This is a genomic window from Nocardioides sp., from assembly GCF_035547795.1.
Lineage (GTDB): Bacteria > Actinomycetota > Actinomycetes > Propionibacteriales > Nocardioidaceae > Nocardioides.
Genome location: NZ_DASZUF010000169.1, coordinates 37,612 through 59,532, shown reverse-complemented (window position 1 = coordinate 59,532; position 21,921 = coordinate 37,612). Strand labels below are relative to the sequence as shown.

Sequence of the window (21,921 nt, the reverse complement as noted above, 5' to 3'; positions counted from 1 at the left end):
GGTCGAGTGTCCACGCGCTGGACACTCGACGCGCCGAAGGTGACCTCTCAACGTTCGGGTCAACGTTTGGGTCAACGCTCGAGCCAGCCGCGGAAGGCCTCCAGGTTGGCGGTGGACTCGCCACGCAGCAGGCGCCACTCCCACTCCTTGCGGATCGAGGAGGCGAAGCCGAGCTCGAGGATCGTGTTGAACGACTCGTCGGCGTAGGTCAGCACCGAGCCGAGCACACGATCAAGCTCGTCGGGCGTCACGGTGGCGAGCGGCAGCCGAGCGTCGAGGTAGATGTCGCCGAGGTGGTCCAGCCCGAACGCCACGGCGTACATCCGCATGTTGCGCTCGAGCAGCCAGCGGTAGACGCCCTCGAAGTTCTCGTCCGGGCGTCGGCACACGAAGGCGTGGACGCCGAGGGCATGCGGGCCCAGGTCGAGCCGGACGGGCGTCTGCAGCTTCTTCTCGCCGGGTAGCGCGAACGAGTAGGCCCCGGTCCACTCGATCTCGTTGGCGCGCAGCCAGTCCTCGATCACCTGCTGCGGGCTCATGCCGTCACCTTCTCCCGGGCACGCTCGTAGACCTCCAGGGTGTGCCGTGCGGTCGCCTCCCAGGAGAACTCCCGGGCGTGCCTCTCCGCGCCAGCGGCCAGCCGCGACCGCAGCACCGGGTCACTGGCCACCCGGGCCAGCGCGTCGGCCCACTGGGCCGGGCCGTGCCCCTCGACCAGCAGCCCGCTGCGGCCGTCGTGCACCGCCGTGGTCAGGCCGCCGACCGCGGCTGCCACCACCGGCGTGCCGCAGGCCTGGGCCTCGATCGCGACCAGGCCGAAGCTCTCGTTGTAGGAGGGGACGGCCACGAGGGTGGCCGCGGCGTACCAGCGGGCGAGCTCGGTTTGCGACACCGGCGGGACGAAGCGCACCACGTCGTCGATGCCAAGCTGGCGGGCCAACAGCGCCAGCGACTCGGGCCGGTCCAGGCCGGACCCGGAGGGGCCGCCGACCACCGGAACCACCAGACGTCGGCGCAGGGCGGGGTCGCGAGCGAGCAGCACCGCGACCGCCCGCAGGAGTACGTCGGGGGCCTTGAGCGGCTGGATCCGGCCGGCGAAGAGCAGCACGGTCGCCTCGGCGGGCAGGCCGAGCCGGCGCCGTACGTCCGCCTGGGGCTGTCGGCGGAACACCCGCAGATCCACGCCCGGGTGGACGACCTCGACCCGGCCGGGGTCGGCGTCGTAGAAGTTGATGAGCTGCTTGGCCTCGAGGTCGGTGTTCGCGATGAGGACGTCGGCGGCCTCGACCACCTGCTCCTCACCGATCATCCGGGCGGTCGGCTCGGGGCAGTCGCCATCGGCGAGCGCCTCGTTCTTGACCTTGGCCATGGTGTGCATGGAGTGGATCAGCGGCACGCCCCACCGGTCGCGGGCGAGCGCGCCGACCTGGCCGGAGAGCCAGTAGTGGGAGTGCACGGCGTCGTAGTAGCCGGCCGGGTGGGCCGCCTCGGTGCGCAGCACCTCCCGGGCGAAGACGCACAGCTGGCCCGGCAGCTCGGCCTTGGTCAGGCCCTCGAACGGGCCGGCGTGCACGTGTCTGACCACCACGCCTTCCTCGACCTCGACGACCGGGTCGAGCCGCGAGGAGGTGGCGCGGGTGAAGATGTCGACCTCGACCCCCTGGGCCGCCAGGCGGCGAGCCAGCTCGAGGACGTAGACGTTCATCCCGCCGGCGTCGCCGGTGCCGGGCTGGTCCAGGGGAGAGGTGTGCAGGCTGATCATCGCCACCCGGCCGATGCTGCTCACGTCTCCCCTTCCTGTGCCGTCGTGGACGCACTACCGCGCAGCCACAACCTCACCAGTCTCCCCTATGTTCCCGATCGTCCTGGTCGGTACGCGAGCCGGTAGGCGAGACTGGGGCCATGACCCAGCAGCTGACCGCCGTCGTCACCGGAGCCTCCAGCGGAATCGGCGCCGCCACCGCGCGTGCCCTCGCCGGCGCCGGCTACCACGTCTTCTGCGCCGCCCGGCGCGCCGAGCGGATCGAGGCGCTGGCGGCCGAGATCGGCGGGACGGCGGTGGTCACCGACGTCACCTCGCAGCAGTCGGTCGAGGATCTCGCGGCGGTGGTCGGGGAGCGGCTCGACGTACTCGTGAACAACGCCGGCGGCGCCTTCGGCCTCGCTCCGGTGGCCCAGGCCGACACCGACGACTGGCGCCGGATGTACGACGTCAACGTGATCGGGCTGATGCAGGTCACCCGGGCGCTGCTGCCCGCCCTGGTCGCCTCGGGGGCAGGTGCGATCGTCAACGTCGGCTCGACGGCCGGCCGGATCGCCTACGAGGGCGGTGCCGGCTACACCGCCGCCAAGCATGGCACCAAGGTCGTCACCGAGACGTTGCGGCTGGAGCTGTGGGACCAACCGGTGCGGGTCATGGAGATCGCGCCCGGGATGGTGCGGACCGAGGAGTTCTCGCTGGTGCGCTTCGAGGGCGACCAGGCGCGGGCGGAGGCGGTCTACGAGGGCGTGGCGGAGCCGCTGGTCGCCGAGGACATCGCCGACGCGATCACCTGGATGGTCACCCGGCCCGCGCACGTCAACGTCGACTCGCTGGTGATCAAGCCGCGTGCCCAGGCCGCGCAGCACAAGGTGTACCGCGGCTGAGGATTCTCCGCACGCCACCTGCGGGTGTCAGACTGCCGGGCGTGCAGACGATCGGACTCCTCGGTGGCATGAGCTGGGAGAGCACTGCCGCCTACTACGAGGGCATCAACAAGGGCGTGCAGCGTCGCCTCGGCGGGCTGCACTCGGCCAAGATCGTGCTGGCTTCGATCGACTTCGCCGAGGTCACCGCGCTGCAGGAGAGCGGCGACTGGGACGCCGTCGGAGAGATCCTCGCCCGAGCGGCGGCCGGGCTGGAGAAGGCCGGTGCCGACTTCGTGCTGCTGTGCGCCACGACGTTCCACCAGGTGTACGACGCCGTCGCCGCCGCGGTGTCGATCCCGGTGGTGCACCTGGCCGACGTGCTGGCCGAGAAGTGCCAGGCGCTCGGCATCACCACGGTGGGCTTCCTCAGCACCGCCTACACCATGGAGAACGAGTTCTTCGCCCAGCGGATCGCCGACCACGGGCTCGACGTCAACCTGCCCGACCCGGTGCACGTGGAGACCCTGGACTCGATCATCTACAACGAGCTGGTCTTCCGCACCGTCAACCCGAGCTCGCGCCGGCGGGTGGCATCGATCGTCGACGAGCTGTGGGACAGCGGCGCCCAGGGTGTCATCCTCGGGGCCTCCGAGCTGTCCCTGCTGGTCCGCCAGGAGGACGTCGAGGTACCCGTCCTCGACGTGATCACGGTGCACGTCGAGGCCGCCCTCGACCGCGCGCTCGGCTGAGGCCGCCGGCCCCGCCCGCCGGTCAGGAGAGCACGAGCTCGGCGATCCGGCGCAGCTCGTCGGTGAGGCCTTGCTCCTGGACGCGGCACGTCGACCCACACAGATCGAAGTCGTAGACGAACCCGTCGGCGCGCGGCTCGCCCTCGTCGACAGCCGCCGGATCGACATGTGCCACCAGGTCGGTCAGCTCGCCGGCACGCGGGTCGGCGCTGCCGAGGTCGACCTTCCCCGAGTGCACCAGCCCGGCGAACCCGCCGCTGCGGCGGACCGCGACCACACGCCCCTCGTCGGTGCTCATCCGGACCCCCTTGCGGCATTCATCCCGCGTCCACGCCGACCGTCTTCCAGGCCGCGGCGACCTCGTCACGACTGGCGCCTGCCGCCGCCACCGTCGCGGCTGCAAACCCGGCGAAGTCGGTGTCGGGACCGACGTCGCTGCCGGTGAGCGCGTCATACCAGATCCGGCCCGCGCCCTCCCAGCTGTTGCCGCCGATCGCGATGGCCGCCAGGTAGAACGCCCGGTTGGGGATGCCGGAGTTGGTGTGCACGCCGCCGTTGTCGTCGTCGGTCTGGACGTAGTCGCTCATGTCGCCGACCTGCGGGTCCTTGCCGAGCTTCGGGTCGTCGTAGGCGGTGCCGGGATGCGCCATGTCGCGCAGCGCGCGGCCCTGGACACCGGGCAGGAGCAGGCCCTGACCGATCAGCCAGTCGGCCTGGTCGGCGCTCTGCCCGAGCAGGCGCTGCTTCACGCAGGAGCCGAAGACGTCGGAGACCGATTCGTTGAGCGCACCGGACTGGCCGGAGTAGGTCAGCCCGGCGGTCCGCTCGGTGACGGCGTGGGTGAACTCGTGGCCGAGCACGTCGACCGGCTTGGTGAACCGGTCGAAGACCTGACCGTCGCCGTCGCCGAAGACCAGCTGGGTGCCGTCCCAGTAGGCATTGTCGTAGCCCTGCTCGTAGTGCACCGACAGCGACACCGAGGCGCCGGCGCCGTCGTAGGAAGAGCGGTCGTAGACCGACCGGTAGAGGTCGAGGGTGGCCGAGATGCCACTGGCCGCCTCGTCGACGGCGTCGTCGCCGGAGGCCGGCTGCCCGGCGGACCTGACCACGTCACCCGGCAGCGTGGCGGTGTTGTGGCAGGTGTGCACCACCCAGGCGGGAGCGCCGGCCGCGGCTTGGGGGACGGGATGCGGCCCGGCCTCGCGGCGGGCGCGCAGCGCACGGTCGGCCTCGACCAGGTGCGGCTGCAGCCGCTCGAAGAGGTAGGGCGGAATGAAGTGGCAGACCCGAGATGTCATACCGCCACTCAACACGCCACCACCGACAGTCTCAAGGGGTCGTGGGCCGCCCTGTGGATCACGCCTGTCGGGGCGGGAACCCACCGGTGGCCACCGGTCCCCATGATGTCGGCGTGATCCGGATCAGGGACTTGCCCTGGCGCACCATCGCAGCGCGATACTCCTCCCAGTCCGGGTGCTCGCCGGAGATGCAGCGGTAGTAGTCCACCAGCGGCTCCAGCGCCTCGGGCAGGCCGAGCACCTCGGCGGTGCCGTCGACCTGCACCCAGGGGTCGTTCCAGTCATCGGAGATGACCAGCACCGAGGCCCTCGGCGTACGGCGCAGGTTGGCGGCCTTCGCCCGCTCCGGGTACGTCGAGATGACGATCCGCCCCTGCCCGTCGACGCCGCCGGTGACGGGGGAGGCCTGCGGGCGCCCGTCGGCTCGGGCGGTGACCAGCACCATTCGGTGCCGGGGACGGACGAACTCCAGCAGCTCGGCGAGGCCGACTCGGGTGTTGGTGGCGATCTTGGGCATGGTGTGACCGTATCCCCGGGGCCGTTCGTGGATGCGGGGCATATCGACGCGCGCCGATAGCATGAGAGCCGATCCCAACGCGAAAGTCGAGCGCTCCCGCATGTCCGAAACAAAGAAGGCCAACCTGCGCAACGTCGCCATCGTGGCGCACGTCGACCATGGCAAGACCACGCTGGTCGACGCCATGCTCAAGCAGGCGGGCGCGTTCACCGAGCACGAGGTCGAGTCGGTCGCCGACCGCGTGATGGACTCCGGTGACCTCGAGCGCGAGAAGGGCATCACGATCCTCGCGAAGAACACCGCGGTGCACTACACCGGCCCGAGCGCGCCGGAGGGGCTGACGATCAATATCATCGACACGCCCGGGCACGCCGACTTCGGTGGCGAGGTCGAGCGCGGCCTGTCGATGGTCGACGGCATCGTGCTGCTGGTCGACGCCAGCGAGGGCCCGCTGCCGCAGACCAGGTTCGTGCTGCGCAAGGCGCTCAACGCCGACATGCCGGTGGTGCTGGTGGTCAACAAGGTCGACCGCGGCGACGCCCGCATCGACGAGGTCGTCGACGAGGTCTACGAGCTGTTCATGGACCTGCTCGATGACAGCCACAGCCACGACGCGCTCGACTTCCCGGTCATCTACGCCTCCGGCAAGGCCGGCATCGCGTCGCTGGAGAAGCCGGCCGACGGGACCCTCCCCGCGGGCGACAGCCTCGAGCCGCTGTTCAAGACGATCCTGGACACCATCCCGGCCCCGACCTACACCGAGGGCGCGCCGCTGCAGGCGCACGTCACCAACCTGGACGCCTCGCCGTTCCTGGGCCGGCTGGCGCTGCTGCGCATCCATCAGGGCACCATCCGCAAGGGCCAGACCGTCGCGTGGATGCAGCGCAGCGGCGAGGTCAAGAACGTCAAGATCACCGAGCTGCTCATCACCAAGGGCCTGCACCGTGAGCCCGGCGAGGAGGCCGGTCCCGGCGATATCGTCGCCGTCGCCGGCATCCCGGAGATCATGATCGGCGAGACCCTGGCCGACCCGGAGAACCCGATCGCCCTGCCGCTGATCCATGTCGACGACCCGGCCATCTCGATGACGATCGGCACCAACACCTCCCCGCTGGTCGGCAAGGTCAAGGGCGCCAAGGTCACCGCCCGGATGGTCAAGGACCGGCTGGACGCCGAGCTGGTCGGCAACGTGTCGCTCAAGGTACTGCCGACCGAGCGCCCGGACGCCTGGGAGGTGCAGGGCCGCGGCGAGCTGGCGCTGGCCATCCTGGTCGAGCAGATGCGGCGCGAGGGCTACGAGCTGACGGTGGGCAAGCCGCAGGTGGTCACCAAGGAGATCGACGGCAAGGTCCACGAGCCGGTCGAGCGCCTGACCATCGACGCTCCCGAGGAGTTCCTCGGCGCGATCACCGAGCTGCTGGCCAACCGCAAGGGCCGGATGGAGAACATGACCAACCACGGCACCGGCTGGGTGCGGATGGAGTTCGTGGTGCCGGCGCGTGGGCTGATCGGCTTCCGCACCGACTTCCTCACCGAGACTCGAGGCACCGGCATGGCCTCCTCGATCTCGGAGGGCTACATGCCGTGGGCCGGCGAGATCCGCTCGCGTCAGTCCGGGTCGCTGGTGGCCGACCGCGCGGGCGCGGCGACGGCGTACGCGATGACCTCGATCCAGGAGCGGGGCACCCTTTTCGTGGAGCCGGGCACCGAGGTCTACGAGGGCATGATCGTCGGGGAGAACTCCCGCGCCGACGACATGGACGTCAACATCACCCGGGAGAAGCAGCAGACCAACATCCGCTCCGCCACCTCGGACAACTTCGAGAAGCTCATCCCACCGCGGAAGCTCTCGCTGGAGCAGTGCCTGGAGTTCTGCCGCGACGACGAGTGCGTCGAGGTGACCCCGGAGATGATCCGGATCCGCAAGGTCGTGCTCGACCAGAACGAGCGCGCGAAGATCGCGAGCCGGGTGCGCAAAGCGAGCAAGTAGCCGGTCAGGCCTGGGTGACCACGCCCTGCTCCAACAGGGCGTCCACCTCGGCCTCGCCGAAGCCGGCTGCCAGCAGCACGGTGCGGGTGTCCTGGCCGGCGGCGTGGACCTCGCCCGGCGGCAGGGCCGGTGTGCGGGAGAAGACCGGCGCCACCCGGGGCGCCACACCGTCGCGGTACGGCGCGAAGACCCCTCGGGCGACGTTGTGCGGATGCGCCGGTGCCTCGACCAGCGAGAGCACCGGTGCGACGCAGGCGTCGGTGCCCTCGAAGACCGCCGCCCACTCGTCGCGGGTCCGCGACCGGAACACCTCGGTCAGCGCCGCGCGCATCTCCGGCCAGCGGGCGACGTCCCACTGCTCGAAGGACAGCCCGGTGTGCTTCATCAGCTCGGCGAAGAACTGGTGCTCCAGCGCCCCGACGGCGACGTGCTTGCCGTCGGCGCACTCGTAGGTGTCGTAGAACGGCGCACCGCCGTCCAACAGGTTGGCCTCGCGGCGGTCCTGCCACAGGCCGGCCGCCTGCAGGCCGTAGACCATCGTCATCAGCGACGCCGCGCCGTCGACCATCGCGGCGTCGACGACCTGCCCCCTGCCGGAGACGCCGCGCTCGAAGACCGCCGCCAGGATGCCCATCACCAGGAAGAGCGTGCCGCCGCCGAAGTCGGCGACCAGGTTGACCGCGTTGCGCGGCTTGTCGGCCGAGCCGGTGGCGTGCAGCGCGCCGGTGAGCGCGGCGTAGGTGATGTCGTGGCCGGCGGCCGAGGCCAGCGGACCGGTCTGGCCCCAGCCGGTCATCCGGCCGTAGATCAGCCGCGGGTTGCGGCCCAGGCACTCCTCGGGCCCGAGGCCGAGCCGCTCCATCACGCCCGGCCGCAGCCCCTCCACGACCACGTCGGCGCCCTCGATCAGCCGCAGCACGGTCTCCACGCCCGCCGGCGACTTGAGGTCGACCGCGATGGTGGGCCGACTGCGGTTGAGCACCTCGGCGTCGAAGAGCCCCCCCGCGGACGGCCGGTCGACCCGGATCACCTCCGCGCCGAGCTCGGCGAGCAGGAGGCAGGCGTAGGGGCCGGGTCCGATGCCCGCGAACTCGATGACGCGCAGGCCGGCGAGGGGTCCAGTCATGGGCAGCATCCTGCCCGACGACCGACCGGCGAGTAGCGTCGTCCACGTGCTGAAGATCGGATACAAGGCCTCGGCCGAGCAGTTCGGCCCCCGCGACCTCGTCGAGTACGCCGTCCTGGCCGAGGAGGTAGGCCTCGACAGCGTCTGGGTCAGCGACCACTTCCAGCCCTGGCGCCACATCGGCGGCCACGCGCCGCAGGCGCTGCCATGGCTGGCGGCGGTCGGAGAGCGGACCGAGCGGGTGCTGCTCGGCACCAGCGTGCTGACGCCGACATTCCGCTACAACCCCGCCGTACTCGCCCAGGTCTTCGCGACCCTCGGTTCGCTCTACCCTGGCCGGATCGCCCTCGGGGTCGGCAGTGGCGAGGCGCTCAACGAGATCGCGGTCGGGTCGGTCCCGAACGAGGGTGAGTGGCCGGAGTTCAAGGAGCGCTCGGCCCGCTTGCGCGAGTCGATCGCGCTGATGCGCCGGCTCTGGACCGAGGACCGCGTGACGTTCGAGGGCAGCTACTACCACACCAAGGACGCCACGATCTACGACAAGCCCGGCCAGCCGATCCCGGTCTACATGGCCGCCGGCGGCCCCCAGATGGCCAAGAGCGTGGGTCGCCACGCGGACGGGTTCATCTGCACCTCCGGGAAGGGCGAGGAGCTGTACGCCTCGCTGATCGCGGCGCTGGGCGAGGGCGCGGAGGCGGCGGGTCGCGACGTGGATGGCATCGACAAGATGATCGAGGTCAAGCTCTCCTACGCGCACACCCGCGAGGAAGCGCTGGAGAACACCCGCTTCTGGGGCGCGCTCGCCCTCACCCCCGAGCAGAAGCACAGTGTGCACGACCCGTCGGAGATGCAGCGGCTCGCGGACGAGCTGCCGATCGAGCAGGTCGCCAAGCGCTGGATCGTCGCGACCAGCCCCGACGAGGTGGTCGCCGGCGTCAAGCCGTACGTCGACCAGGGCTTCAACCACCTCGTCTTCCACCCGCCCGGCCACGACCAGGCCGACTTCCTGCGCTCCTTCGCCGAGGAGGTCGTCTCCGAGCTCAGGGCGCTGGGGACGGCCTGAGTTGGTCGGAACACTGAACGCGGTACGCCCCCGGCCGCTCGAGCAGCCAGGGGCGTACCGCGTGAGGAGGGCGCTGGCGACTCAGCGAGAGCCCGAGACGGTGGCCGACTTGGCCGCCGTCGGTGCGGCGGCAGCGTCGTCCACGCCGGCGGCGTCGCCGGTCGCACCGGCGTCGGCGCCGCTCTTCGGCACGACGATGGCGCTCTCCGGGTCGGGGGAGAGGAACACCGACTGGCCGTGCGCGATGCCGACCTTCTCCCGATAGACCCGCACCCGGAGCAGGTCGTCGCCGACGCGGACGTGGTAGTCCCAGCAGTCGCCGTGGTAGATGCTGAACTCCACCGTTCCCTTCCACGGGCCGTCCTTGCGGGAGAGCCGCAGGCTCTCGGGTCGCATGAAGACACTGACGGCCTCGCCCTCACGCAGTTGCGGTGCGTTCACGCAGGTCAGCGGGCCGGAGCCGGTGGTCACCGTGACGGAGCCACCTTCCTCGACCGAGGCCACGACGCCGTCCACGCTGTTGGAGACACCGAGGAAGCGCGCGGTGAACTCCTCGCGGGGGAAGGTGTAGATCTCCTGGGGCATGCCACGCTCGACGATCCGGCCGTGGTTCATCACGATCACGTCGTCGGAGACGGCGAGCGCCTCGTCCTGGTCGTGGGTGACGAAGACGGTCGTGATGCCCAACCGCTGCTGGACGGCGCGGATCTCGTCGCGCATCCGGTCGCGCAGGCCCTTGTCGAGGTTGCTCAGCGGCTCGTCGAGCAGCAGCACCTTCGGCTGGCGAACCAGCGCACGCGCCAGCGCCACCCGCTGCTGCTGTCCACCCGACAGGTCGGGCGCGGGGCGCGTCGCGAAGTCGGCCAGGCCGACCATGTCGAGCGCGGTGCGCGCCCGCTGGCGCGCTACCTCCCGGGCGACCTTCCCCTTGCCGACGCGGAGCGGGAACATGACGTTCTGCTCCACCGTCATGTGCGGCCAGATCGCGTAGGACTGGAAGACGATGCCGATGGGTCGGCGGTCGGCCCCCTGGAAGATCCGGCGAGCGGGGTCGGAGACGACGGTTCCGTCGATCTCGATGGTGCCGCCGTCGTTGCGCTCCAGGCCCGCGATCATGCGCAGGGTGGTGGTCTTGCCGCAGCCACTGGGACCGAGCAGCGAGACGAGCTTGCCCTCGGGGATCTCCAGGTCGAGGCCGTCGACGGCGTTGGCGGTCACCGTCCGGCCGGGGTAGCGCTTGATCAGTCCGGTCAGCTTGATCATCGGGTTGGATTCCTTTGGTCGGTAGTCGGTCGGTCTGGGGTGAACGGACGCCTCAGTGGCGCTGCTTGACGCCGAAGATGCGGGACAGGCCCTGCATCACGGCGACGAGGATGACCAGGAAGAGGACCATCACGATGCCGAGCGCGGCCACGACGGGGTAGGTGCCGTTGCGGAAGAGGTCGTAGATCTGCACCGACACGACTTCGGTGCCGGAGGTGTAGAGGAAGATCGCCGCCGAGATCTCGCGGAAGGAGACGATCATCGCGTAGAGGAAGGCAGCCAGCAGCGACGGCATCAGCAGCGGGATGAAGACCCGGCGGAAGCTCTCCAGCCAGGACGCCCCACTGCTCGTCGCGGCCTCCTCGAGCTCGTCCTTGATCGCCGACATGCCGGGTACGACGTACCGCATGCCGTACGGCATCGTGATCGTGACGAACGCGATGATCATGATCGTGAACGTGCCGTAGAGGTGCACGGGGAGCGGTGCGGACAGGTAGAAGTAGAGGATGCCGACGCCCATCAGGATGCTCGGCACCGCGATCGGGATGGTCGCCAGGCTGTCCAGGATGCCGCGGCCGATGATCTTCGTCTTGACGGTGATGTAGGCGACCACCGCGCTGAGGATCGTCACGATGAGCGCGGCGCTGAAGGAGATGATGATGCTGTTCTTCAGCGACTTCATCAGCACCGGACGGTGGAAGACGTTGGAGTAGTTCTTGAAGGACAGGTCGTGCAGAGCGCTGATGCTCGGCGGCTCGTATCCGGGCAGCAGCGAGGACCACAGCAGCATCGCGAGCGGCATCACCACCGCGACGAGGAAGAAGAGGACGAAGCAGGCGAAGCCCACCCAGCGCCACCTGCCGATGTCCTGCACGGTGGCCTTGAACCCCTTGCCGGTGATCGTCTGGACGGCCGCGCCCTTGCTGGCGCGCCTGGAGAGCAGCAGGCCGATGACCGCGATGACCAGGATGAAGACGCCGATCGTGCCGACGGTGCCGTAGTCCGCGGGGAACTGCTGCAGCGCGGCGTAGATCTTGCTGACGAAGACGTAGGTGTGCCCGGGCACGCCGATCAGCTGGGGTACGTCGAAGGTCGAGATCGACTGGATGAACATCAGCAGCGCCGCGGACAAGATCGCCGGGCGCACCATGCGGAGCGTGATCGTGAAGAACGTCCGCAGCGGCGAGGCCCCCGACGCCATCGCCGCCTCCTCCAGGGAGGAATCCATCGCGGAGAACGCCGCCGTGCCCATCAGGAAGGCGATCGGGACGACATGCATCGACTGCACGAAGATCATGCCGTGCAGGGAGTACACGTCGAACGACGGCAGGCCGATCTTGCGCAGAAGCTGGTTGACCGGACCCTGCTCGGGTGAGAGCAGCAGACTCCACGCGATGGTGTTCAGGATGCCGGGGATGATCATCGGCACCAGCGCCGCGGCGCGGGCGAACGCCTTGAACGGCGCGTTCGTGCGGGTGACCAGCCAGGCCAGCCCGAAGCCGATGGCGATGCAGACGACCGAGGTGGAGACGGCGTACCCGAACGAGTTGGCGACCAGTGGCCAGAACCCGTGCTGGGTGAAGGTCCGCCCGTAGTTGCCCAGGGTCCAATGGCTGCCGCCGACGCCGAGGAAGTTCGACTGGAGGCTTGCGTAGACCATCGTGCAGACCGGCACGAGGGCGAGGTAGGCGACCAGGATCGAGGCCAGCGTCAGGGTGATGTAGCGGCCGTTGACGAAGCGGCGCCAGCCCAGGCGGGGGCTCTGCGGGGGCGGTGTCGCCTCGAGGCGGGGCGGGGTGTCGAGCAGGATGGCCATGACGAGCGGTGTTCCTCCGAATCGGATCGGGACGGCGGCCGGGCGGAGAGTGAGTGACAGGTTCGCTGTCAGGAAAGGGATGACCGCGGAGGCCGGCCGAGCCGACCTCCGCGGCGGGGCATCACTGCGGCGCGTGCAGCGCCTGCTGGTATTCCGCGAGCTCGGAGTTGTACGCCGAGGGGCTCAGCATCGGGTCTCCCCAAGCGGCGGGCCACTTCGACTCGTCCCAGACGGTCGGGTCGTTCTTCACGTCGGGGCGGATCGAGGTGTGGTTGGTCTCGTCGACGATCGCCTGCTGGCCCTCCTGCGAGACCAGCCAGTCGTCGAAGAGGCGGGCGGCCGCGGGGTGCGGCGCGTTCGCGACCACGTCGGTCAGGTTGAGCGACGACGGGAGCGGGTTGATGTTGAGGAATTCCACCTGGTTCGGAGTGTCCTTCTTCATCGACGCCGCCTTGTAGCCGTAGATCGTGGCCGCTCCGGCCGGCTCACCCGACTGGACATCGGTGAGCGCCTCGGTGTGGCTCTCCACGAAGACCGGGTCATTGTCGCCCAGACGCTTGACCAGGTCGAGCGCCTTGTCGTGGCCCATCGACTTGATCAGGGAGTCGTACCAGTTGATCGCCGACGGGTCGATCGAGAACTGGCCCTTCCAGGCCGGCTGGGTGAACGTCTCGATCCCGGTCGGGACGGGGAGGTGCTTCTGCGCCACCACCGTCGGGTTCCACGCGATCGGGGTCGTGTTCGTGTAGACGACGCCCTCGTAGCCCTTCGGCAGGGACAGGCCCTTCGGCAGCGCGGTCTGGTCCGGCGGCGTGTAGGGCTGCAGTGCCTTCGCCTGGATGAGCTGAGCGACCTGCGGGGAGTCGCCGCTCACCACGTCGGCGGTGTACTGGTGGCCCTTCTGCTCGGTGATGATCTTCGGCGGGATCTGGTCGGCGCTCAGCCGAAGCGCGTCGACCTTGATCTTCGGGTAGGTCTTGTTGAAGGCCTTGATCATCGGGTCGACGTCATCGGAGCTGAACGTCGTGTACCACGTCACCTTGCCCTCGGCGTTGGCCGCCTTCGCAAGGTCCGCGTCGGACATCGTGTTGTAGTTGGTTCCCGAGGAGCTGCCACTATCCGAGGAGCTCGAGCCACAGGCCGCCACGGTGAGAGCCAGCCCGAGCGCGACCAGCGGAACGGCTGCCCGCTGGAGAGATCGCCTCGTCCTCATTCCACGTTTCCCTTCTTGCCCGCCGGCCACGTCTGCTCGGGACCGGCAAGGACGAACGCCTAGCGTGGCGTACGTCACGTCTTGGGGTCGAGTATGGCACGATGGTCTGACCATTTGTCAATGAACTTCATGAGGTGACTTGCGGATGACCTCTTCTCCTACGGCGGGGACGTCCGCGTCGGCCTTTCGGTCCTTGCGCGAGCCGAACTTCCGTTGCTGGATCGCCGGCAAGGTGGTCTCCGATCTCGGGACCTGGATGCAGCGGGTGGCGCAGGACTGGCTGGTCCTGGTCGATCTGACCGACCACTCCGGACTCGCCGTCGGCGTCACCAGCGCGCTGCAGTACCTCCCGATGCTCCTGCTCTCGGCGCATGCCGGTGTCCTCGCCGACCGGTGGCCGAAGCGGCGCGTGCTGGTGGTCACCCAGACGGCGATGGGGCTGGCGGCGTTGGCGATGGGGCTGCTCGTGGTCACGCACACCGCCCGACTGTGGGACGTCTTCCTGTGTGCGACCGTGCTGGGCTTCGGCAGCGCGTTCGACCAGCCGACGCGGCAGGCGCTGATCAGCGAGCTGGTCCCGCTCGAGGACGTGCTCAGCGCGGTGAGCATGAACAGCACCAGCACCAACCTCGCTCGCCTCGTCGGACCCGGCGTCACCGGTCTGATCATCGCGGCTTGGGGCACCGGGCCGGCATTCCTGGTCAACGCCGCGAGCTTCATCGCCGCCCTGGTGGCGCTGGCCCTGATGAACCCGGTCCGGATGCGGCCGGTGCCGAGGCTGCCGCGAGCCAGGGGACAGGTCCGAGAGGGTCTGGTCTATGTCATCGGCCGACCGGATCTGCTGCTCGTCTTCGGACTGACCGCGGTAGTCGCCACGTTCGGCCTGAACTACCAGCTCACCAACGCGCTGATGGCGACCGGAGCCTTCCATCGTGGACCGGAGGCCTACGGACTGCTCGGCTCCATGATCGCGGTGGGCTCGCTCTCCGGAACGCTGCGCGGAGCGAGCCGAAGGCGACCGCGGCTCTCGCTGCTCATCGCGTCGGCGATCGGCTTCGGGATCATCGTCACGGTCTCGGCGCTGGCACCGTCGTACCTGCTCTTCGCCGTCCTCCTGGTCCCGACCGGCTTCGCCTCGATCACGTTCCTCAACAGCGCCAACGGCTCGGTGCAGATGTCGACGCTGCCACACATGCGCAGCCGGGTGCTGGCGCTCTATGTCGCCATTCGGCAGGGCACGACGCCGGTGGGCGCGCCGATCGTCGGCTGGCTCGGTGGCGCCGTCGGCGCCAGGTCCTCGGTGCTCTGTGGCGGGATCGTCTCCCTGGTCGCCGGTGTCGCGGCGATCGCCCTGATCCGGACACGACCCACGCTCGAGGCGGGCTATGCCGCCGCGATCGACGCCCAGGAGCGGACCACGGCCGCCTCGGCGTAGGACGGACAGTGGGTGGCGGCCGTAGCCCAGGAGAGGGTCGTCGGGTCCACGTCAGCCCATCGACTCGGTCGGAGCGCTCTCCATGGCCGAGAAGACCAGGGACTTGATCGTCACCGGGACCGTCCCGGAGGGCTGGCGTACTCGACCGAGATCGACGTAATCGAAGTCGCGCAGCAGCACGCCGTCGAGCACCACCAGGTCGTTGGTCACGCCGAGCTCGTCGTGCAGCAGCAGTCCGAGGGTGCGGGCCACGTCCGCGTCCAGGATCAGGTAGAGCGGCACGCCCGCGGCGATGCGGGCGTCGAGGGCCTTCACCAGTGCCTCGGCCAGCGACCGGATGCGGGCGTACTCCGGTGGCCCGTCCCACCGCAGTGCCAGCGCCAGGTCTTCGGCGTCGGGGACGCCGAAGCGCTCCACGTGGCGACGGATCTCCTCCTCCACCGCGGCGGTGTCGACGACCTCGCCGAGCTCGTAGTGCGGCTGGGCCACCGGGAGGTTCCGTCGCGGCAGGGTCCGTTCGGCATCGCTGATGAAGCTGGTGATGCCGCTGAGCTGCACGGTGTACTCCGACGCGCCGAGCACGGTGGCCCGGATGCGAGCGTCGGCGGGCAGGATCGGTCCGGGCAGGCGCCCCTCGGCGCCGGCGGCGGCAAGGGCGGCGCCAAGCGCCGGTCCCAGGTCGCCGAAGGTGCGCGACTCGGTGCCGTAGACGTACTCCGAGACCCCACCGGAGAACACGACGCCATCGACGTCGGTGAACTCCGGCAGCGGGCTGGTCAACCACAGCTCAGGGGCGGTGGAGGACTCTCCGTGGAGGGCGGCGAGGAGCTCCTCGGCCATCCGCTCGGCGATGGCGGCAAGGTCCCGGTCACCCACTGTGCTGCCCAGGCCGACGGGGACGCCGGCCCGAGCCGCGTGACGCGCGCCGCCCGGCTCGAGCCGGATGACGGTGCCGTCGGGACCGACCGCCACCAGCCGGCCGCCGACGTGGAAGGCGGCCGTGGCGAGGATCCGGCCGCCGTCCACCAGGGTCAGCTTGGTCGTGCCGCCCCCGATGTCGATGTTGAGCAGCCGGCTGCGGCCATGGTGAGACGCCGCCACGGCGCCGGAGCCGTACGCCGCGAGCATGGCCTCCATGTGGTGGCCGGCGGTGGCGCAGACCAGGTCGCCGGCGCGCTGGCTGACCACCGAGGCGATCAGCTCGGCGTTGCGGCGCCGCAACGCCTCGCCGGTGAGGATCACGACGCCGGTGTCGATCTGCTCGGGCGTCACCCGCGCCTCGTTGTACGCGGTGTCGAGCATGGTGCCGAGGGCGACCGAGTCGATGAAGAGGTCGCCGTCGTGGTCGACGAACGGCGTCAGGTGCACCTCGGACTCGTAGTGGGTCTCGCGGCGCACGACGACATAGCGGCTGGTGAGGTCCTCGCTCAGGCGGCGCAGGTGCAGTCGGGAGAAGGCCACCTGGGTGCCCGAGGAGCCGATGTCGACGCCCACGCTGTGCAGCACGACGTTGTCCTGCTGCCAGATCGGGTTCTCCTCCAGCGGCATCTCGACGCCGTCGTCGTGGTCGTCGTCGACGCCGTGCGCGTGCCCGTGCCCGTGGCCGTGATCGTGGTGGCCCGCCCCGATGCTCATGCGGTCGGCAGCGGCGGGAGGTCCTCGAGCTCCGCGGCGTACGCGGCGTCCATCTGCGGGGTGAGTCCCTTGTCGGCGAGCGCCTTGGCGAAGGTGTCGCGGACCAGCGGCGACTCGTCGGCGTAATCGATCTGGTCGCCGCCGATGCGCTGGCTGATCCAGGCCTTCGGCACGCCCTGTGCGTTGCGGATGGAGACGACCTCATGCTTGAAGGCGAGGTAGCGGGCGGGCGTGTCACCGGTGTTGAAGTGCTGGTGATACCACATGTTCGGAGGCACGATCATCGAGCCGGCCTTCCACTCGTACCGCCGCGGCTCCTCGCCCTCGGGCCACATCAGCGAGTAGCCCTCGCCGCTCATGATGATGACGTGAGCGCCGGGTCCGTGCCGGTGGCCCTTCTTGTACGTCGCGATCGGGAACTGCGAGATGTGGCTGTTCATCGAGCCCTTGGCCATCATGAAGCGGACGTGGCCACCGCCGGCGCCGCGCTCCTTGGCCTCGTTGAGGCGGAGGTTGATCGCGTCGTAGACGAAGTTCGTCTTGAGCAGCAGGCCCTCTCGGTCGTCCTTGTCGGAGAAGTAGTCGGGCTCGCCGTTGAACCGGCCGAGGAAGTCGTGCGAGGTGTTGAAGACGAACTCGGGCTCGTCGTAGAGGTTGATGATCGGCGGCATGTTCGTCGAGGAGACGAAGCGCGCCGCCGTCGTACCCGAGCCGTTGAAGTGCTGGTGCCAGGTATTGAGCGGGATCGCGAACAGGGAGCCGGGGCCCCACTCGAAGGTGACCTTGTCGCCCTTGTCGTTCCAGACCGAGGTCGAGCCGTGGCCCGACAGCACCATGATCATCTCCTCGAAGAGCTGGCGCTGGGGGGCGAGCTTGCCGCCGGCCGGGATCTCGCAGACGTAGCAGTCGTTCGAGGTGCGGGACGCCTCGTGGTTGATGAAGACACCGCGGCCGCCGCGACGCTCCCAGGGCTTCAGCTCGACCGTGTTGAGGTCGGGGATGTAGTGCGCGGCGATGATGTCGAGACCCTCGTCGGCCACCCACCGGACGTAGGGCGAGTCCTTCTCGTTGACGAAGTTCTTCGCCATCTTCTCCGATACGAGCGCGTCCTTGGTCACGTCTCCTCCATCCTCTCGATTTGGTGCAATGGTATTACCAATGCCGGATATGTCAAGAGTCACACCGGATCAGCCCGCCGTTGTCGCTCCGGCCGGCTCGGCCTCCGCGGCCCGGGCGCCGGTGTAGCGGCGGACCGGATTGCTGCTGCCGAGGAAGGCGCCGACGTATCCGATGGTGAGCATGCCGCCGAGGAGCAGCGAGGTGCCCGGCCCCATCGCGCCGGCCGCCGCGCCCATCAAGGTGTCGCCGAGCGCCGGGCCGCCCTTGGAGGCCATCTGGTACGTCGCCGAGACGCGACCGCGTAACTCGTGCGGCGTCTCGAGCTGGACGGCGGCCTGTCGGATCGTCGTCGCCATCGCGTCGCACGCGCCCAGCAGCAGGAGGGCGAGGACCGCGAGCGGGACCATGCCGGCGCGGGCCAGCAGAATCGCGCTGAGCCCGTAGGCCACCGTCGAGATCAGCAGCACCCGGCCCAGTCTGCGACTGCTCCCGACCACCCGGAAGACGGTGTACGTCGCCAGCAGCGCGCCCAGCGAGGGCGTCGAGGAGAGCAGGCCGTAGCCGGTCGCCCCGATGTGGAGGCGGTGCACCGAGAGATCGGGCAGGACGACGCGATAGGAGGAGAAGAGCGTCGCCGAGAGGTCGAGGGACATCATCATCCACACGATCCTGCGATGTCGGACGAAGGAGAAGCCCTCGCCGATCTGGCGCCAGACCGACTCGTGGCGCGGCGCGCCGGGCAGATGGACGACCCTGATCAGGCCGAGGTCGAGGACGAGGACGGCGTAGGTGACCGCGTCGACGAGGTACATCAGGCCGGGTCCGTTCACCGCGATCAGGATGCCCGCGAGCGCCGGGCCGATCAGCACGGCGAGCTCGCGTGAGGGATTGATCAGCGCGAACGCCTGCGGCAGCTGCTCGGCCGGCACCAGTGCCGGGATGAGTGCCTGGCGGGCCGGCTGGTCGAAGGTGCCCGCGGCCGTGGTGAGGATGACCGAGGCGAGCACCTCCCATGTCGTCACGTGGCCGGCCATCGTCAGCACGGCCAGCAGTGCGGCCACGACCATCGCCAGCCCCTGTGACCACTGCAGGAGACGCCGCCGGTCGAGCCGGTCGGCGTACGCCCCACCCAGCGGGCTGAGGACGAGCAGCGCGACGGCCTGGGCGGCGCCCACCAGTCCGGTGGTCCCCAGCGAGCCGGACAGCTCATAGACCTGGAAGAGATTGGCGGCGATCGTTCCGCGACTCCCGACCTGCGACAGGATGACGCCTGACCAGTAGAGATCGAAGTCTCGATTTCGCAGGATGGGGGCGATCGGCACCCGCGCCTCCTTGGGTCGCTCACGCGATATGTCATACCATCAGGCCGATACAGGGTCCTATCACAGGCGGCCGTCGAAGCACTAGGGTTCGCGAACGCAGGTGATGCAACGCGACATGCCCGGAAGGCAGGACGATGGCGGCAAGCTCGGACAAGGCGCTGAACGCTCCGGACTTGTTCAGTCCGGTCAATGTCGATCGGGTGTCGCAGGTGATCGTGGACCAGATCAAGGTCCTGATCCGGGACGGCAAGCTCCAGCCGGGCGACCGCCTGCCCAGCGAGCGCGAGCTGTGCCAGCGGTTCGGCGTCAGCCGGGTGACCGTCCGCGAGGCACTGCGCGTGCTCGAGGCGAGCGGCCTGCTCACCATCCGGGTCGGCGCCCATGGTGGCGCGTTCCTGACGACGCCATCCGCCGAGCGGCTCGGTGAGGGGCTCGCGGATCTGATCTCGCTGGCCCGGATGACGGCCGCCAACGTCACCGAGGCCCGCTTCATCGTCGAGCTCGGCGTACTCCCCCTGGCGGTCGAGCGTGCCACGGACGAGGACGTCGAGGCGCTGTTCGCCATGGTGGCCGAGGCCGAGCAGGCCCTCGAGGGCGGCACCTACAACATCGAGATGTCGGCCGCCTTCCACATCCGGCTCGCCGAGTGCACCCACAACCCGGCCATCGAGATGCTGATGCAGAGTTTCCATGGGCCGATGCGGATGTCCATCGAGGAGTCCCACCTCGCTGCGCCGATGAGCCGTCAAGGGGTGGAGGAGCACCGGCGCCTCGCCGAGGCGGTCAAGCAGCGCGACCTCGAGGCGGCCCGCGACGTCATGGGCACCCACCTCGACCGGACCGCCCAGCGGGTCGGGTCCACGACCGACTGAGCGGGCGGGCCCGGTCCGGTCGATCAACGCGGCCGGAGAGCCGCGGGGTCGGGGTTCAGGCTCCGTGCCCAGGCATGGCCCATGCTGCCGACCAGGGACTCGGCGATGGCGGCCCCGAGGCCCCGGGCCGCACTCCGGTCACGCCGCGACAGTCGCCATGCTGGACTCTCGCCTCCCGGCCGGGTGCCAGCCGTGTTCGGGCCTCTCGCCGCAGACCTCCGGTGATGTTATGTTGCTGATGGTCAATGGATAGACCATTTCGGCTGGAAGGGAGCGCCTGTGCGCGACGACGTGCCTCTCCGCCGTCCCGGCGAGATCACGTGGGAGTTCCGCGCCACGGTCGGCACGGACCACGACTTCAGCAAGAACGAGCGTCACGACTAGACCGTCCGGTCCCGTCTTCGAGAGGAACTCCCATGTGGACCCGTCCCGAGCCCCACGTCATCGACCCCACCCGAACCGCGCTGATCGTCTTCGACATGCTCGAGTGCTACCGCAGCGAGATCGAGGCGTCGGGCGCGCTCCCGTACGCCCAGGAGCTGGTGCAGGTCGCCCGCGACAACGGGATCCTGATCTGTTTCGCCCGTGCCGACCACCGGGAGGACGGCGCTGACTTCACCCGGGTCGTCGCCGACGTCGACCGCCGGTTCGAGCCGTGGACCGACGAGCACCCGCAGCCGACCCGGCCGAGCGCGGGCAGCGACTACCGCTCCTTGGCCGAGCTGGGCCAAGGGCCGGCCGACATCGACATCCGCAAGCACCGGTGGAGCGCCTTCCACGGCACGGCGCTCGATCTCACCCTGCGGGTGCAGGGCATCGACACGGTGCTGATCTGTGGCGGCTCGACCCATGTCGGCGTGGCGAGCACGGTCTATGCCGGCCGTGACCTCGACTACCAGATGATCGTCGTCAAGGACGCGTGCACCGGCCACCGGGAGCAGCGCGACTACTTCTGCGACACGATCTTCCCGCGGATGGTGCGCGTGCGTACCGTCAAGGAGATCGGCACCATGATCCAGACCCCGGAGAGGACCACCGCGTGACCACGACCAGTCCCGCGCCCACCGCGACCGAGGCGCCCTTCTATCTCCCGGTCCATGACGAGGTCGAGCTCTTCGCCGCGGCGTACGAGCAGCGCATCCCGGTCCTGCTCAAGGGGCCGACCGGCTGTGGCAAGACGCGCTTCGTCGAGCACATGGCGTGGCGCCTGTTCGGGCAGCGCGCCGACGCGCCCGAGCAGCCGCTGGTCACCGTCAGCTGTCACGACGACCTGACCTCGGCCGACCTGGTCGGCCGCTACCTGCTCTCGGCCGAGGGCACCACCTGGCTGGACGGCCCGCTGACGCAGGCGGTGCGCGGCGGCGCGATCTGCTATCTCGACGAGGTGGTGGAGGCACGCAAGGACACCACGGTGATCCTGCATGCCCTCACCGATCACCGGCGGATGTTGCCGATCGAGCGGTTGGGCACGACGCTGGAGGCGCACCCCGACTTCCTGCTCGTCGTCTCCTACAACCCGGGCTACCAGGCGTCCGCAAAGGACCTGAAGCCGAGCACTCGGCAGCGCTTCATGGCGATCGAGTTCGACTACCCCGACCGTGCGCTCGAGACCCGGATCATCGCCCACGAGGCGGCAGTCGAGGAGAATACGGCGACACAGCTGGCGTTCCTCGGCGAGCAGCTCCGCCGGCTCGGTGAGGCCGGCGTCATCGAGGGTCCGGGCACCCGGCTGCTCGTCCACGTGGGCGCTCTCATCGCGCGTGGCATCACGCCGCGGCGCGCCTGCGACGTCGGGTTGGTGCAGGCGCTCACCGACGACCCCGACGTGCAGGAGGCGATCACTCAGGTGGTCACCGCCGTCTTCCCGGCCTGATC

General features: G+C 69.6%; 20 protein-coding genes. 8 read left to right on the top strand and 12 right to left on the bottom strand.

Annotated elements, in window-relative coordinates; translation table 11 throughout:
• Positions 1-71 precede the first annotated feature (71 nt).
• On the bottom strand, positions 72-539 hold the full coding sequence (locus VHA72_RS11790) for a type III secretion system chaperone family protein (protein ID WP_325575417.1): 468 nt from the start codon (positions 537-539) through the stop codon (positions 72-74).
• Positions 536-1,786: a D-inositol-3-phosphate glycosyltransferase gene (gene mshA, locus VHA72_RS11785; protein WP_524538595.1), complete on the bottom strand. Its 1,251-nt coding sequence runs from the start codon at positions 1,784-1,786 to the stop codon at positions 536-538. Before mshA ends, VHA72_RS11790 begins: the two co-directional genes overlap by 4 nt.
• 116 nt (positions 1,787-1,902) lie before the next feature.
• Here mshA and VHA72_RS11780 point away from each other — a divergent pair, with 116 nt between their 5' ends.
• Both VHA72_RS11780 and VHA72_RS11775 read left to right on the top strand, forming a co-directional pair.
• Positions 1,903-2,646: an SDR family NAD(P)-dependent oxidoreductase gene (locus tag VHA72_RS11780; protein WP_325575415.1), complete on the top strand. Its 744-nt coding sequence runs from the start codon at positions 1,903-1,905 to the stop codon at positions 2,644-2,646.
• 41 nt (positions 2,647-2,687) lie between these two features.
• Positions 2,688-3,377, top strand: coding sequence for an aspartate/glutamate racemase family protein (locus VHA72_RS11775; protein ID WP_325575414.1), 690 nt, complete (start codon positions 2,688-2,690; stop codon positions 3,375-3,377).
• A gap of 22 nt (positions 3,378-3,399) precedes the next feature.
• On the opposite strand, the gene VHA72_RS11770 is transcribed toward VHA72_RS11775, so the two are convergent.
• From VHA72_RS11770 to VHA72_RS11760, 3 genes are read right to left on the bottom strand one after another with little or no spacing between them, the layout of a single operon-like run.
• Positions 3,400-3,675 carry a protealysin inhibitor emfourin gene (locus VHA72_RS11770; RefSeq protein WP_325575413.1) on the bottom strand — a complete coding sequence of 92 codons (276 nt, stop codon included), beginning with the start codon at positions 3,673-3,675 and terminating at the stop codon, positions 3,400-3,402.
• 19 nt (positions 3,676-3,694) lie between these two features.
• Positions 3,695-4,675: a M4 family metallopeptidase gene (locus VHA72_RS11765; RefSeq protein WP_325575412.1), complete on the bottom strand. Its 981-nt coding sequence runs from the start codon at positions 4,673-4,675 to the stop codon at positions 3,695-3,697.
• A 58-nt stretch (positions 4,676-4,733) separates the two neighbouring features.
• Positions 4,734-5,192 (bottom strand): PPOX class F420-dependent oxidoreductase, encoded by a 459-nt coding sequence (locus VHA72_RS11760; protein ID WP_325575410.1) that lies wholly within the window; start codon positions 5,190-5,192, stop codon positions 4,734-4,736.
• A 100-nt stretch (positions 5,193-5,292) separates the two neighbouring features.
• Here VHA72_RS11760 and typA point away from each other — a divergent pair, with 100 nt between their 5' ends.
• Positions 5,293-7,182: a translational GTPase TypA gene (gene typA / locus VHA72_RS11755; protein ID WP_325575408.1), complete on the top strand. Its 1,890-nt coding sequence runs from the start codon at positions 5,293-5,295 to the stop codon at positions 7,180-7,182.
• Positions 7,183-7,186: 4 nt separating this feature from the next.
• Here typA and VHA72_RS11750 read toward each other — a convergent pair whose 3' ends face one another.
• Positions 7,187-8,308, bottom strand: a complete 1,122-nt coding sequence (locus VHA72_RS11750; RefSeq protein ID WP_325575406.1) for a CaiB/BaiF CoA transferase family protein — start codon at positions 8,306-8,308, stop codon at positions 7,187-7,189.
• Here VHA72_RS11750 and fgd point away from each other — a divergent pair.
• Entirely contained in the window at positions 8,307-9,371 is a 1,065-nt protein-coding gene (gene fgd, locus VHA72_RS11745) for a glucose-6-phosphate dehydrogenase (coenzyme-F420) (protein ID WP_325575404.1), read from the top strand. The genes VHA72_RS11750 and fgd overlap by 2 nt on opposite strands.
• Before the next feature lie 81 nt (positions 9,372-9,452).
• Here fgd and VHA72_RS11740 read toward each other — a convergent pair whose 3' ends face one another.
• From VHA72_RS11740 to VHA72_RS11730, 3 genes are all read right to left on the bottom strand, one after another.
• Entirely contained in the window at positions 9,453-10,634 is a 1,182-nt protein-coding gene (locus VHA72_RS11740) for an ABC transporter ATP-binding protein (protein ID WP_325575402.1), read from the bottom strand.
• Positions 10,635-10,686: 52 nt separating this feature from the next.
• Positions 10,687-12,450: an ABC transporter permease gene (locus VHA72_RS11735; RefSeq protein ID WP_325575400.1), complete on the bottom strand. Its 1,764-nt coding sequence runs from the start codon at positions 12,448-12,450 to the stop codon at positions 10,687-10,689.
• Between the two features lie 121 nt (positions 12,451-12,571).
• Positions 12,572-13,534, bottom strand: coding sequence for an ABC transporter substrate-binding protein (locus tag VHA72_RS11730; protein WP_325575398.1), 963 nt, complete (start codon positions 13,532-13,534; stop codon positions 12,572-12,574).
• Positions 13,535-13,808: 274 nt separating this feature from the next.
• Here VHA72_RS11730 and VHA72_RS11725 point away from each other — a divergent pair, with 274 nt between their 5' ends.
• Positions 13,809-15,098, top strand: a complete 1,290-nt coding sequence (locus tag VHA72_RS11725; protein WP_325575396.1) for an MFS transporter — start codon at positions 13,809-13,811, stop codon at positions 15,096-15,098.
• A 51-nt stretch (positions 15,099-15,149) separates the two neighbouring features.
• On the opposite strand, the gene VHA72_RS11720 is transcribed toward VHA72_RS11725, so the two are convergent.
• The 3 genes from VHA72_RS11720 to VHA72_RS11710 form a co-directional block, all read right to left on the bottom strand.
• Positions 15,150-16,733: an ethanolamine ammonia-lyase reactivating factor EutA gene (locus VHA72_RS11720; protein ID WP_325575395.1), complete on the bottom strand. Its 1,584-nt coding sequence runs from the start codon at positions 16,731-16,733 to the stop codon at positions 15,150-15,152.
• Positions 16,730-17,851, bottom strand: coding sequence for a cupin domain-containing protein (locus VHA72_RS11715; protein WP_325575393.1), 1,122 nt, complete (start codon positions 17,849-17,851; stop codon positions 16,730-16,732). The genes VHA72_RS11720 and VHA72_RS11715 overlap by 4 nt, the downstream gene beginning before the upstream one ends.
• A 69-nt stretch (positions 17,852-17,920) precedes the next feature.
• Positions 17,921-19,174 carry an MFS transporter gene (locus VHA72_RS11710; protein WP_325575391.1) on the bottom strand — a complete coding sequence of 418 codons (1,254 nt, stop codon included), beginning with the start codon at positions 19,172-19,174 and terminating at the stop codon, positions 17,921-17,923.
• A 200-nt stretch (positions 19,175-19,374) separates the two neighbouring features.
• Between VHA72_RS11710 and VHA72_RS11705 the strand changes: the two genes are divergently transcribed.
• The 3 genes from VHA72_RS11705 to VHA72_RS11695 all read left to right on the top strand — a co-directional run bounded on the left by VHA72_RS11705 (position 19,375) and on the right by VHA72_RS11695 (position 21,919).
• Complete coding sequence (locus VHA72_RS11705; protein ID WP_325575390.1) at positions 19,375-20,046, top strand: FadR/GntR family transcriptional regulator; 672 nt, start codon at positions 19,375-19,377, stop codon at positions 20,044-20,046.
• A 416-nt stretch (positions 20,047-20,462) separates the two neighbouring features.
• On the top strand, positions 20,463-21,089 hold the full coding sequence (locus VHA72_RS11700; protein ID WP_325575389.1) for a cysteine hydrolase family protein: 627 nt from the start codon (positions 20,463-20,465) through the stop codon (positions 21,087-21,089).
• The gene (locus VHA72_RS11695; RefSeq protein ID WP_325575387.1) at positions 21,086-21,919 is read left to right on the top strand and encodes a CbbQ/NirQ/NorQ/GpvN family protein; all 834 of its coding nucleotides are present in this window, start codon (positions 21,086-21,088) and stop codon (positions 21,917-21,919) included. The genes VHA72_RS11700 and VHA72_RS11695 overlap by 4 nt, the downstream gene beginning before the upstream one ends.
• Positions 21,920-21,921 lie beyond the last annotated feature (2 nt).